Origin of the sequence: Brooklawnia propionicigenes (genome assembly GCF_030297015.1) — a bacterium.
Classification (GTDB): Bacteria; Actinomycetota; Actinomycetes; order Propionibacteriales; family Propionibacteriaceae; genus Brooklawnia; species Brooklawnia propionicigenes.
The window spans coordinates 436,375-449,147 of sequence record NZ_AP028056.1 but is presented as its reverse complement, the minus strand read 5'-3'; the positions used below and the strand labels follow the sequence as shown (position 1 = coordinate 449,147).

Sequence of the window (12,773 nt, the reverse complement as noted above, 5' to 3'; positions counted from 1 at the left end):
GATCCTCTAGTCTGGACTCACACGAACGCGAGAGGTGAGCAGCAGATGATCAAGGTGGCGGTTTTCGGAGCCAAGGGGCGCATGGGGCGAGAGATCTGCAAGGCCGTCGACGAAGCTGTCGACCTGCAGCTGGTGGCGGGTGTCGATGCCGGCGATGATCGCACCGAGGTCGAAAAAGCGCAGGTCGTGATCGATTTCACTCACCCCGATGCCGTGATGGACAACATCAAATGGTGCATCGATCATGGCATCAATGCTGTCGTCGGCACCACCGGCTTCAGCCCCGCCAAATATGACGAGGTGCGCGGCTGGCTGGCCGCCAAGCCGGGTGTCAACGTACTCATCGCGTCCAACTTCTCCATCGCCGCAGTGCTGCTGATGCACTTCGCGGCGAAGGCTGCCCCGTTCTTCGAATCCGTCGAGGTCATCGAGCTGCATCATCCTCGCAAGGTGGATGCCCCCTCGGGCACCGCGATCACCACCGCGAACGTGATCGCCGGAGCGCGGGCCGATGCCGATTGCCCGCCGATGCCCGACGCCACCGTCAAGGAGCTGGACGGTGCCCGCGGCGCCGTCGTCGACGGAGTCCACGTGCATTCGGTGCGGTTGCAGGGCCTGTTCGCGCACGAGGAAGTCGTCTTCGGCAATCCCGGCGAGATGCTCACCATTCGAGATGACTCCTTCCACCGCAGCAGCTACATGCCGGGTGTGCTGGGCGCGGTACGGGCCGTGGGGAAGCGTCCCGGCCTGACCATCGGCATCGACGATCTTCTCGGCATCGCCTGACCCAGCGCTGGTCGGGTACCGCACATGAAAAGGTCCTGGATCGCGGTTGTGGTGGTGGTCGCTCTTGCTGCCGCCGTCATCGGTGGCGACCAACTGCTGCGCATTCACGTCGAGAGCCAGATCGGTCAGCAGATCGAGAGCCAGCACGGCGGAGCTGCGGATGTCCGGCTGGGCGGCTGGCCGTTTGCCCTGGTCGGCCTCACCAAGAGGCTGCCGGACGCTCAGGTGAGCGTGGTGGACGCAGAAGTCGCCAACGAGGCCAGGAAGGCGACCGTCGAACGCGTCGACATCGCGGTGACCGGGCTGAGTCCGATCGACGACCTCGGTCGGGCCAATGCAGAACGGTTGGACGCCACAGCCTCCATCACCTGGAATCAACTGAGCGTGCTGCTCGGCTTCCCGATAAGTCGCGTGCACGATGACCGCATTTCGGCGAAAACCTCGGTGGAGATCATGCAAAGAGTCATCCCGATCGAGCTTCAGGCCGAACTGTCGCTGCAGGCCGACGGTGCCCTGGTGCTCGACAATCCCAGCGTCGCGCTGGCCGACTACACCCTGCCGCTGCCGTCCACCATCGTTCAGCTGGCTCTCGACCAGCTGGCCCCGGACCTGCAGCTGCCCACCCCAGCCGGGCTGAGTTATCAGGGCCTCAGCATCGGTGCAGATACCATCAGCGTGCGGCTGACCGGCCAGAACGTGGCGGTCGGCGATTTCATGTGAGCGGGCACACCGGCGAACCAGAGACGACTAGACCAGTGCGGTGTGCAGTCGCACCTGTTTGATGCGAACGTGATCGTCCTCGTCGCCGATCTCTTGATGAGCGCCATCGGGTGCCCAGCCGGACGCGTCCAGCAGCTCACGGGTCGAGTCATCATCGGCGTTCGCCCACCAGGTCGCCCGCGCGAAGCCATCGGCCCGTAGCGTGTCGGCGATCGCGTGCATCAGTCGGTCCTCGTGACCCTGGCCCAGCGCATCGGGGTGGATGCAGAACTGGGCGACCACTGCATCGGTCGGTTCGGCATCGGGATCATCGCTGGGCCCCACGGCAGCGAAACCGACGATCGCGTTCGACTGGTCGAGCGCGACCAGCACCCGATAGGTGGCCAGCGGTGGACGCAGAATCGCGCTGACCCAGGCCTGGGCCATCGTTTCGGCGTCCAGCTCATCCAAGACGGCGGCCAACCGGGGTTGGCCGGCCAGCCAAGCCCGCTGGACCTCGACGATACCGAGGGCCTCAGCAGGCATCGCCAGCCGGACGCTGTCGGGGTGCAATTCATGAGTCACCCCGCCATCCTAGGAGCTGTCGTCTCAGGCCCGGTTGGGGCGGACCGGGATGACCGCCGGCCCGCTGTCGCGCGCCAGTACCTCGACTCTGGCGCCATAGGTGCGATTGAGCTGAACCGACTGAAGCACATCGCTGGGCCGACCGCTGTCGACCAGGCGTCCCCGCTCCACCAGCAGCATCTGGTCGGCATACTGCGCGGCCAGTGTGAGGTCGTGCATGGCGGCGAGCACGGTGATCCCGCGCTCTCGGCGCAGCTGATCCACCAGTTCCAGGACGGTCTGCTGATGACCGATGTCCAAGGCGCTGGTGGGCTCGTCCAACAGCAGCAGCCGGGGTTCTTGAACCAAGGCCCGGGCAAGGATCACTCGCTGCAGTTCCCCTCCCGACAGCTGATCGACCGGCCGATCGGCGAACTCGGTCAAGCCCAGCCGAATGATCTCGGTGTCCACGGCCCGCCGGTCGTCGGACGACTCGGTGCCGAAGCGGTGCAGAAAGGGAGTGCGTCCCAATGCGATCAGTTCGCGGACGCTCATACCCGCAGGCACGGCCGGCTGTTGAGGCATCAGCGCGACGATACGCGCGTATTGGCGGCGAGTGAGCGTCGCCGGATTTTGCCCGGCCAGCCGGAGTTCGCCGGACAAGGGGATGAGACCGGCGATCGCATGCAGCAGCGAGGTCTTGCCCGCACCGTTGGGGCCGACCACCGCCAGCCATTCCCCTTGCCGGACGCTCAGCGTCAGGTCGCTCACCACCTGCGCCTGGCCGCGGGTGATGCACAGGTCGCGGCATTCCAGGATGCTCACGAGATCGCCCTTCCGCGGCGCAGCACGACCAGGAAGAAAGGTGCGCCCAGCAGAGCCGTCACCACGCCGATGGGCAACTCGGCGGGTGCGATCAGGCTGCGGGCCGCGACGTCGGTCAGTACCAGGAATGCCGCGCCGAACAGCATCGACAGCGGCAGCAGCAGCCGATATGAGCTGCCGAAGATCAGCCGCATCGCGTGCGGGACCACGATTCCGACGAAGCCGATCAGGCCGCTCACCGAGACGACTGCGGTGGTGCCCAAGGTCGCAGTGAGGACGAGAACGAGCCGCACCCGGGGGACATTGATGCCCAGGCTGGCGGCCTCGACGTCGCCGAGCGCCAGAACGTCCAGGACCCGGCGATGCAACAGCAAGACGACCCAGCTGAGCACGACGTAGGGCGCGATCGTGACGATATCCGACCAGCCGTTGGTGCTGAGACGGCCGAGGATCCAGGTGTAGACGGCGAGCAGCGAATCGTCGAATCGCTGCTGGACGAAGGTCTGAATGGCACTGAAGAAGGCCGCCACTGCCACACCGGCCAAGATGATGACCGTCGAGGTTCGCCCGCCGCCGACCGTTGCGCCCAGCGCATAGGTGGCGCCGACGGCCAGCAGGCCACCCGCAAAGGCGAATGCCGGCACGCCGAATGCGCCGATGCCGCCACCGGCGGTGATCGCGATGGTGGCGCCCAGCCCGGCACCGGCCGAAACACCCAGCAGGTAGGGGTCAGCGAGTGGGTTGCGGAAGACGCCCTGGTAGGCGGCGCCCGAAACGGCCAGCGTGGCGCCGACGATGCTGCCGAGTATCACCCGGGGAAGTCGGATCTGCCACAAGATGGCCTGCTGCTGAGTCGTCAGCCCGGAATCGATGTCGACGCCGGGCAGTGCGTTGGCCAATTCGGCCAGCACGCTTGCCGGAGTCAGCCCGGCCGGCCCAACCAGGGCGCCGGCAAGCAGAGCTGCCAGCAGGACGACGACGGCGAGCACCCAGCGCAGGGCCCGCCGAGCCCGGCGTGGGGCGCTTGGCACGACCGCAGGAGCGGTGCTGGGCATCGTGCCCGTCACCGTTCCTGCGGTACGCGTGGTGGTCATGCGTGTTCGAGATTCAGCTGGGATGCGTAGGAGGAGATGGACTCAACGAAGTCGACGACGCGCGGACCCCAGCGGCTGACGATATCGGCGTTCAGGACGAAGACCTGGTTCTGCTGGACGGCGCGCACCTCGGCCCAGCCGGGACGCTGGGCGACCGATTCGGGAGTGACCCCACAGCATTGGGCGTCCGCAAGCAGGATCACATCGGGGTTGGCATCGACCACGAACTCCTCGGACAGCTGGGGGAATGCGTCACCGCCCGGGGCGGCGTCCGCGATGCTCTTCATGCCGAACAGCCCGTAGATCTCGCCGATGAAACTGCTGCTGGACACGGTGTACAACGTTGGGTCCAACTCGTGGAAGTAGCTGACACCGCTCAGGTCGGGAGCGGCAGACACGGCCTGTTCGATCCGGGACTTCATGTCCGCCACGAGTGCTGCGGCCTGATCGGTATTGCCGGTGGCCTGGCCGAGACGGGCGAGCTGATCGTAGGCCTCGTCCAGGGTGCTCGCAGGGGGCAACGCCAGAGTGGGGACGCCCGCGGCTGCCAGACTGGCGACGGTGTCGGGATCGGGCATCGCCGTGATGACCAGATCGGGGGAGTAGTTGAGGATCGCCTCGACGTTGGGCGTGTATCCCGACAGCTGCGTGACGGGAGCCTCGGCGGGATAGTTCGACTGCTCGTCCACAGCGACGACCTGGGCGCCGGCGTCGATGGCGAACAGCGACTCGGTCGCCGTGGGGCTGAGCGAGACGATCGCCTCCGGACGCTGGTCGACAGTAATCGTGTCGGTCGACCCGGTGGCACCGCTGACCACGTCGACGGGGAATCCGGACGCGCCGGGGCTTTGGGCGGGCTGGGACGAGGCCGAATCGTTCGGCGCTCCACACGCCGCCAGCATCGCCGCGAGCAGCAGCGCGCCCACGATGGCACGCGGTGATCGCGCAGAAGAAGAATGAGTCACAGTGGGAAATCCTCCGGTTTCTGACGGAGGACGAGGCAGTCGGGCGAGCCGGGTGGGCGAGACCCTGACGCACGAACCGTCCTTCGTCCGAGGAACAGAACGTGGTCGTGGACAGATGTCCTGGCTTGTCCGAAAGTATCGGCTTCACAGTTGCGGCACAGCACCGGACTCTCACCGGATTTCACTGCGACCCACGACACTTTCACGGGCGTGAAAGCAGCTTCAGTTTATCATCGGCGGCAGAATCCGCCTTCTGTTGCACTGTCAATTCGCGCCGGAATGCAGGAACGAGGGGGGCGTCCGGTTAGGATTGCCGCGATATGAGTGCACTTCAGACGCCGCCCAGGCTGGCCCCCGACACCTTGCGCATCATCCCACTCGGTGGGCTCGGCGACATCGGCCGAAACATGACCGTCTTCGAGATCAACGGCAAACTGCTGGTGGTGGACTGTGGGGTCCTGTTCCCCGAGGACGACCAGCCCGGCGTCGATCTGATCCTGCCCGGGCTGGATTACCTCGACGATCGGCTGGACGACATCGTCGGCCTCGTGCTCACCCACGGCCACGAGGATCACATCGGCGCGGTGCCCTACCTGCTGCGCCGCCGCCAGGACATCCCGCTTTACGGCAGCAAGCTGACCTTGGCGTTCGTGGACGGCAAGCTGCGCGAACACCGGCTGCGCGATACCGCCATGTATCACCAGGTGGTCGAGGGTGACACGGTGGTCGCCGGCCCGTTCGAGCTGGAGTTCTTCGCGGTCAACCATTCGATCCCGGATGCGCTGGCCGTCGCGATCAAGACCAGCGCCGGCGTGGTGTTGCATACCGGCGACTTCAAGATGGATCAGCTGCCGCTCGACAAGCGGATCACTGACCTGCGCGGGTTCGCGCGGCTGTCCAGTGATGAGCGGGGGGTCGACCTGCTGATGGCCGACTCCACCAACGCCGATGTGGCCGGCTTCACCCTTCCCGAGAAGGACATCGAGCCCGCACTGGAGCGGGTCTTCGGCCAGGCTCCCCAGAAACTCGTGGTGGCCTGCTTCGCCTCGCACGTGCACCGTGTGCAGCAGATCCTCAATCTGGCCGTGCGGCATGGCCGCAAGGTGGTCTATGTCGGGCGCTCCATGGTTCGCAATATGACCACTGCGCAAGAACTCGGCTACCTGAAGGTGCCCGGCGGCACGCTGATCGAGCTGAACGACATCGAGCAATACCCCGAAGACCAGGTGGTGGTCATCTCGACCGGTTCGCAGGGTGAGCCGCTCTCGGCTCTGGCGCGGATGGCCAATCGGGAACACCCGATCGTCCAGGTCGGCTCCGGCGACACGGTGCTGCTGGCGTCCTCGCTGATTCCGGGTAACGAGAACGCGGTCTACCGGGTGATCAACGGGCTGACCAGGCTGGGCGTGACGGTGGTGCACAAGGGCAATGCGCTCGTCCACACCTCGGGGCACGCCAGCGCAGGTGAACTGCTCTACACCTACAACGTCGTCAAGCCGCGCAATGCGTTGCCGGTTCATGGCGAAGCCCGGCACCTGGTGGCCAATGCCAAGCTTGCTCAGGCGACTGGTATCCCCGCCGATCACACGATCGTGGCCGAAGACGGCGATGTCATCGACCTGGCTGATGGCATTGCCAGGCGCACCGGGCGGGTGGATGCGTCCTATATCTTCGTCGACGGCACGACCGTTGGCGATGTCACCGAGACTTCGCTGACCGACCGCCGGATTCTCGGTGAGGAAGGCTTCATCTCGGTCATCGCGGCCGTCGATCTGCGCTCCCAGACCATCGTCGCCGGACCCGATATCAACGCCCGGGGGTTCCTGGAGGATCCGACGATCTTCGATTCCATCACCGAGGACATCCGGGGTGCGCTGAACGATGCCCTGGAAGAAGGCGTGGACGATCCGCATCGGCTGCAGCAGCTGGTGCGCCGGGTGATCGGACGCTGGGTCTCGCGCACCTACCGCAAGCGTCCGATGATCGTGCCCGTGGTGATCGCGGTCTGATCTGCATTCGTCGCGGTCGTGGCGGCGGCGGCGCGGGCTGCGGTCGCCTGACGGCGCCTGCCGAGCAGATTTGGCAGTGTCACCATCCATTGGCTAAGCTTGCGTGGTTGCGTCTCGACGGCGCGCTGCGAAAGAAACAGAACGTTATCCAGAACGAGGAGTGCTCCCATGGCTGCCGTGTGTGAGGTTTGCGGTAAGGGCCCAGGCTTCGGGCACAACGTCCCCTGGTCGAAGAAGAAGACCAACCGGCGCTGGAACCCGAACATCCAGCGGGTGCGTGCAGTCGTGAATGGTGCTCCCCAGCGCCTGAATGTGTGCACCGGCTGCCTGAAGGCCGGCCGCGTCACTCGCTGACGCTGCCTTTTCCGCTCGATGCCCGTTGTCCTGTCGGACAGCGGGCATTTTGCTTGCCGTTGAGTGTCGGTCGGCGCCGGTAGTCTGCTGAGGTGGCTGAAAAGAGGGCATCCGCACAGCAGACCTCACGCGCACCCAGCGGGCGGCGAGTGAGCGGGCCGTGGCGCACCGAGGCTTTCCGGCAGCTGGCCACGCCATTGGCCGAGGTGCTGGGTGCTCCGACCAGCAAGGCGCTTGCTGCCCTCAAGCTGGTCACGGTGGCCGATCTGATGGGCCACCTGCCCCGGCGCTACCTCTCGGGCACCGAGACCACCGAACTGGGTGGCTTGGAGCCGGGGGAGGATGTCGCTCTGGTCGCGAAGGTGGCCGAGATGATCGCCTATCCCGCACATACTCCGAACGGTCGCGGCCGGCTGGAGGTCAAGCTCACCGACGGCACCGGCTTCTTGAGGGCAACCTTCTTCGGCAAGGACCGCTACACGAAGTTCTGGCAGGCGCAGCTCAGCAAGGGGGTCAAAGGGATCTTCGTCGGTAAGGTCGGAGCCTTCAACTATCAGATGCAGATGAGCCACCCGAACTTCGTGATGCTCGATGCGCAGGGCAACATCGTGGGCCGCGCCGATCAGGCGAAGACGTCGATGGCCCATCAGGTGAGCCGCTCCGGATTGGTGGGCATCTATCCGGCGACCAGCAAGATGCCCACCTGGCAGATCGCGGAATGCGCCGATCTTGTGCTCGACATCGTGAAGGGGATCGATGATCCGATGCCCGCCGAGCTGCGCTCTCGGCTCGGGCTGCCACAGCTGTACGAGGCCTACCGGTCGATTCATCGTCCGGACTCGATCGAGGCGGCCGAGCGCGGAGTCGACCGGCTCAAGTTCGATGAGGCGCTGGCCTTGCAGGTGACCATGGCCTACCGCCGGGCGGATGCTGCCGGCCATACCGCGGCCCCGGTGCTGCCATCTGACGATGGCCTGCTCGCCGCTTTCGACCAGCGGCTGCCCTTCGTGCTGACCGCCGGTCAGGTGGAGGTGAGCGAGGAGATTTTCGCGGACATGGCGCGGACGCGTCCGATGCAGCGGCTGCTGCAGGGAGAGGTCGGCTCCGGCAAGACGGTCGTGGCCTTGCGGGCCATGCTCGCCGAGGTCGATTCCGGACGCCAGGCCGTCCTACTGGCGCCGACGGAGGTACTGGCAGGCCAGCACTTCGAGTCGCTGCGGTCCCTGCTGGGCGACCTGGGCGCAGGGCAGGTGCTGGGTGCACCGGAGAACGCTACTGAGATTGTCTTACTGACGGGCTCGCAGGGCGCTGCGCAGCGTCGGGCCGCGTTGGACGCCATCGCCGGTGGCGGGGCAGGCATCGTCGTGGGTACCCATGCGTTGTTGTCGGAGACGGTGTCGTTCGCCGATCTCGGACTGATCGTGATCGATGAGCAGCACCGTTTCGGTGTCGAGCAGCGTGCGGTGCTGCAGGGCAGGGCCGAACTGATGCCGCACCTGCTGGTGATGACTGCGACCCCGATTCCGCGCTCGATCGCGATGACCGTCTTCGGGGATCTGGAGGTCTCCACGCTGCGCGAGATACCTGCCGGACGTCAGGATGTGCAGACGACGATCGTCCATGCCCTGGTACGTCCCGCGTGGCTGGAGCGAGCGTGGCAGCGGATCGGCGAGGAGGTGGCGATCGGACGCCAGGTCTTCGTCGTCTGCCCGCGGATCAGCGCGAATGACGAGGTCGTCCCCGGCGACCTGCCCAATCCGAGCGTCGAGGAGCTGTCGGGCTATCTGGCGGACGGGCCGCTGCAGGGGCTGCGGATCGGAGTGCTGCACGGCCGGCTTGCGGCAGGTGAGAAGGACTCAGTAATGGCGGCGTTCGCTGCCGGTGAGCTCGATGTGCTGGTGGCCACCACCGTCATCGAGGTCGGTGTGGACGTGCCCAACGCGTCCATGATGGTGATCATGGACGCCGACCATTTCGGCATCAGCCAGCTGCATCAGCTGCGTGGACGAGTGGGCCGCGGCGCCTTTCCCGGGGTCTGCCTGCTGGTCACCTACACCGATGGCACGACCCCGGCCGATCAGCGTCTGGCAGCCGTGGCGGCCACCCGTGATGGGTTCGAACTGGCAGAGGTCGACCTGGAACAGCGCCGCGAGGGCGATGTGCTGGGTGCCTCCCAGGCCGGTGGCCGCACCACCCTGAAGCTGCTGCGAGTGCTGGACGATGCCGAGATGCTCGCCGAATCCCGCGAGATCGCCGAGATGCTGGTCGGGCGTGATCCGGACAAGTCCAGCGACTGGCTGGCCGATCTGGTCACCGAAACCGAGTTGCGGGCCGATGCCGACTTCCTGGAGCGGTCCTAGCAGCTCGGCGCGGACACCGTCTGGTATAACGGCCACAGCCCGCATCCGGCCCACCGAGCGATACCGAGGAGACCGATGACCCAGATCGCCTACACCCAACGCGCCTGCCACGACCAGGAGCGCATCACCGACTTCCTGCGCACCCAGCGCGTGGGGGTGCTCGGCCTGCACACCGATGACTATCCGTACCCGGTGCCGGTGAACTACGTCTGGCATAACGATGCCGTGTACTTCCACGGCGTGGGTTCGGGCCGCAAAGGCGAGTTGCTGCAACAGGCGCCCAAGGTCGGCTTCACGGTCTTCGTGGAGCACGGGACGGTGACCGCCCGCGTGGCCTGCCACGCCGACACCGCCTACCTGTGCGTGATGGTCTTCGGGACTGCGCAACAGGTCACCGATCCGGCGGAGGCGGCCGACGCTTTGCAGGCGCTGGTCGACAAGTTGACGCCGGGCTATTACCGCAGCACCATCACCGCCCGGATGATCGAGCGCTACCGCTCGGGCACCGGCGGAAACCCGGTCGCAGTCTTCCGGATCACTCCCGATCTCGTGACGGCCAAAGAGAACACCGCCACGGCCGACGAACTCTTCACGATCTGATTCCAGCCACGAACGCGACACCCCATGCGGGCCCGGCTGCGCAATCGGGTGACCGGCCTATGCGCGCGTCGGGAAGCGTCCCTCGGCCTCGATCAGCTTGTTCAGCTCGGCCAGGTAGAGATCGTCGTCGAAGGTCGTCAGATCGATGTCCTGCCCGGTCCATGCCGACAGGTGCATCGCATTGGCCAGCCGGACGCTGGTGAGCCCTTCCTCGGCGGGGGCGATCAGCGGCGTGCCGTCGAGAATGTGCTTGCCGAAGTTGTCGAGCAGCAGCGAATGCTGCTCACCCCAGGCACTGGTGTATTCCCGGGTCTCGCTGCTGAAGAAGACCGACCGATCGAAGGCGCCGGAAGGCACCAGTGCGGCGTCCTCGGCAGAAATGCTGCGGGCGATCTCGCGCTCGTCATCGACGAAGCGGTGAATCGTCATCCGCAGGCTGTCCTCGACGAGCACCCGCGCCTTGTCGAAGCTCAACTCCAGCCGATCGGTGCCCACCAGGTCGTTCGTGCAGGTCACGAAGACGCCGGACGCCTCGCCCGGGAACTCCAGCGAGGCACTCACCTCGTCCTCGGCCGGGATGTCGCGGCGGAAACCGAACCGGAGCCTGGCGAAGCAGCGCAACGGTGCTCCGCACAGCCACTGCCACAGGTCGAGCTGGTGGGGCGCCTGATTCACCAGCACGCCACCGCCCTCGCCGCCCCAGCTCGCCCGCCACGATGAGGAGGCATAGTAGGCATCCGGGCGCCACCAGTGCGTCAGCAGCCAGGAGGTCCGCCGCAGCGCCCCGAACTCACCGGAGTCGATCATGGATTTCAGATCTACGAACAGCGGGTTGGCGCGCTGGTTGAACATCATCGCCAAGGTGGTCTGCGGATGCTCGGCAGCAACGTCGAGCATCCGGGTCACCTGCTTGCCGTAGATGCCCGCTGGCTTCTCCAGCAGCACATGCACGCCTCGTTCGATGGCCTCGGCGGCAAATCGTGGATGCTCGAAGTGCGGGACGGTGATCACCACAGCGTCCACCTCACCCGAGTCGAGCATCTCGATGTAGTCGGTGAACAGCGGCACACCCAGCCCGGCAGCGGTGGCGGCGTGATCCTGGTGTGATCTGCTCTTCGGGTTGGCGCTGCACAGTGCGCTCAACCGTAGCGACGGCGCCCGTCCGGTTGAAACCAACTCGGCATACAGCCGGCCTTGGACGCCGACACCCACCACACCCAGGCGAACTTGGTCGTTCATTCTCACTCTTTCTACGAATAGGGAACATCCGCTGCGCTGAGCAGCCGGATCAAGGACTCGTGCGCCCGCGTCCAGGCATCGGCCCCGCTGAAGCCTCCGAAGGCTTCCTGCCTGGCCAAATGTGGTTCTACCGACAGAAATCCGTCGTATCCGTCGTTCTTCAGAGCAGCGAGCAATTCTGGCCACTGCCCATCGCCTTCGCCGGCGACACAGATCGTCCCATCGGACAGATGGGCGTCCTTGACATGAACATAGCGGGTGGCCTGCTGCACGACCGGGTAGGCATCAGAATATGGACGCACGTTCGCCTGTACGTAGTTGGCCGGGTCCAGGATCAGTCCGAAGCCCAGCCGGGGCATCTGGGACGCCAGGTCGGCGCAGCGCTGCGGGGTGGCACCCCAGACATCGGACTCGTTCTCATGCAGATAGCGGATCTGCGCCTCATCGAGGATGGCTACCAGCTGGCCGATCCGGTCGATCACCTCATCGCGGCAGGCCTGCGGGTCGTCGTCACCGTCCATGAAAAACGAGAAACCGCGCACGTCCGAGGTCTCCAGGTACCACGCGATATCTGCGGCCCGGCGAGCGCGATCCAGCTGCGCGCCGAAATCGTCGTCCAGTCGGATCTTTCCCAGATCTGTGCCCAGCGCGCTTACCGCGATACCGCTGTCGTCCAACATCTGTTTGATGCGGTGCACCTGGGTGTCGTTCAGGTCACAGACCCGCACGCCCCAGGCACTACGCAATTCGGTGAACCGGATACCTCGTTGATTGAGAAATTCGAGCTGCGCTGCGAAGTCATCTGCTACTTCATCGGCGAAGCCGCTGATGGTCCACAACGCTGATCAGGCCTGCTTTGGTTCGGGGCCGAAGACGAAATGGCGTCCGCTGATGCCGATCGTCGGGGTGACCCGCACGAAGATCGTCTTCACGGTGGGAATCCACGGCAGCAGAGGAGCCTTGCGAGCCCTGGCGAGTTCGTCCTCGTCGGTGATGCGTTCGGCGATGCCCTTCACCATGACGCTCCAACCGCCCTCATCGGTCCAGCCATCGACCTCGAAGACGACATTCTTGTTGAGCGCGAGCAGGTCCATCTTGCTGCCCTCGGCCGACCGGAAAATGACCGATTCGCCGTCGACGTAGTAGTTGATCGGGAAGATCTCAGGCACGTCGTGGGAGCTCACACCGAGCCGCCCGACCTCTTGCGAGGCGAGGTATCCCCAGCAGGATTCTTCCGGAATGATGGTCACCGGGCTGTTGTTGTCAGACATAGATCCA

General features: G+C 65.5%; 13 protein-coding genes and 1 riboswitch. Of the genes, 6 read left to right on the top strand and 7 right to left on the bottom strand.

Annotated features, from left to right (window positions below):
• Positions 1 to 45 precede the first annotated feature (45 nt).
• A complete protein-coding gene (dapB, locus tag QUE25_RS02100) occupies positions 46 to 786 on the top strand; it encodes a 4-hydroxy-tetrahydrodipicolinate reductase (RefSeq protein ID WP_286267114.1) in 741 nt (246 codons plus the stop codon).
• Between the two features lie 24 nt (positions 787 to 810).
• Positions 811 to 1,506: an LmeA family phospholipid-binding protein gene (locus QUE25_RS02095; protein ID WP_286267112.1), complete on the top strand. Its 696-nt coding sequence runs from the start codon at positions 811 to 813 to the stop codon at positions 1,504 to 1,506.
• Between the two features lie 27 nt (positions 1,507 to 1,533).
• Here the strand turns inward: QUE25_RS02095 and QUE25_RS02090 are convergent, their stop codons facing one another.
• Genes QUE25_RS02090 through QUE25_RS02075 form a run of 4 tightly spaced genes read right to left on the bottom strand, consistent with a single transcriptional unit; the run spans position 1,534 to position 4,933 of the window.
• The gene (locus QUE25_RS02090) at positions 1,534 to 2,070 is read right to left on the bottom strand and encodes a GNAT family N-acetyltransferase (RefSeq protein ID WP_286267110.1); all 537 of its coding nucleotides are present in this window, start codon (positions 2,068 to 2,070) and stop codon (positions 1,534 to 1,536) included.
• 24 nt (positions 2,071 to 2,094) lie between these two features.
• Complete coding sequence (locus QUE25_RS02085; RefSeq protein WP_286267108.1) at positions 2,095 to 2,874, bottom strand: ABC transporter ATP-binding protein; 780 nt, start codon at positions 2,872 to 2,874, stop codon at positions 2,095 to 2,097.
• Positions 2,871 to 3,968, bottom strand: a complete 1,098-nt coding sequence (locus QUE25_RS02080) for a FecCD family ABC transporter permease (RefSeq protein WP_286267106.1) — start codon at positions 3,966 to 3,968, stop codon at positions 2,871 to 2,873. Before QUE25_RS02080 ends, QUE25_RS02085 begins: the two co-directional genes overlap by 4 nt.
• Entirely contained in the window at positions 3,965 to 4,933 is a 969-nt protein-coding gene (locus QUE25_RS02075) for an ABC transporter substrate-binding protein (protein WP_286267105.1), read from the bottom strand. Before QUE25_RS02075 ends, QUE25_RS02080 begins: the two co-directional genes overlap by 4 nt.
• 93 nt (positions 4,934 to 5,026) lie before the next feature.
• Positions 5,027 to 5,142, bottom strand: a riboswitch (cobalamin riboswitch).
• A gap of 111 nt (positions 5,143 to 5,253) precedes the next feature.
• On the opposite strand from QUE25_RS02075, the gene QUE25_RS02070 reads away from it, so the two are divergent.
• The 4 genes from QUE25_RS02070 (at position 5,254) to QUE25_RS02055 (ending at position 10,256) form a co-directional block, all read left to right on the top strand.
• The gene (locus QUE25_RS02070; RefSeq protein ID WP_286267103.1) at positions 5,254 to 6,942 is read left to right on the top strand and encodes a ribonuclease J; all 1,689 of its coding nucleotides are present in this window, start codon (positions 5,254 to 5,256) and stop codon (positions 6,940 to 6,942) included.
• Positions 6,943 to 7,110: 168 nt separating this feature from the next.
• Positions 7,111 to 7,296 (top strand): 50S ribosomal protein L28, encoded by a 186-nt coding sequence (gene rpmB / locus QUE25_RS02065; RefSeq protein ID WP_286267101.1) that lies wholly within the window; start codon positions 7,111 to 7,113, stop codon positions 7,294 to 7,296.
• Between the two features lie 149 nt (positions 7,297 to 7,445).
• Entirely contained in the window at positions 7,446 to 9,656 is a 2,211-nt protein-coding gene (locus QUE25_RS02060; protein WP_286268467.1) for an ATP-dependent DNA helicase RecG, read from the top strand.
• Positions 9,657 to 9,731: 75 nt separating this feature from the next.
• Entirely contained in the window at positions 9,732 to 10,256 is a 525-nt protein-coding gene (locus QUE25_RS02055; RefSeq protein ID WP_286267099.1) for a pyridoxamine 5'-phosphate oxidase family protein, read from the top strand.
• A gap of 57 nt (positions 10,257 to 10,313) precedes the next feature.
• Here QUE25_RS02055 and QUE25_RS02050 read toward each other — a convergent pair whose 3' ends face one another.
• Genes QUE25_RS02050 through QUE25_RS02040 form a run of 3 tightly spaced genes read right to left on the bottom strand, consistent with a single transcriptional unit; the run spans position 10,314 to position 12,766 of the window.
• Entirely contained in the window at positions 10,314 to 11,495 is a 1,182-nt protein-coding gene (locus QUE25_RS02050) for a Gfo/Idh/MocA family protein (protein WP_286267097.1), read from the bottom strand.
• A gap of 11 nt (positions 11,496 to 11,506) precedes the next feature.
• On the bottom strand, positions 11,507 to 12,334 hold the full coding sequence (locus tag QUE25_RS02045; RefSeq protein ID WP_286267095.1) for a sugar phosphate isomerase/epimerase family protein: 828 nt from the start codon (positions 12,332 to 12,334) through the stop codon (positions 11,507 to 11,509).
• A gap of 6 nt (positions 12,335 to 12,340) precedes the next feature.
• The gene (locus QUE25_RS02040; RefSeq protein ID WP_286267093.1) at positions 12,341 to 12,766 is read right to left on the bottom strand and encodes a pyridoxamine 5'-phosphate oxidase family protein; all 426 of its coding nucleotides are present in this window, start codon (positions 12,764 to 12,766) and stop codon (positions 12,341 to 12,343) included.
• Between the last annotated feature and the right edge of the window lie 7 nt (positions 12,767 to 12,773).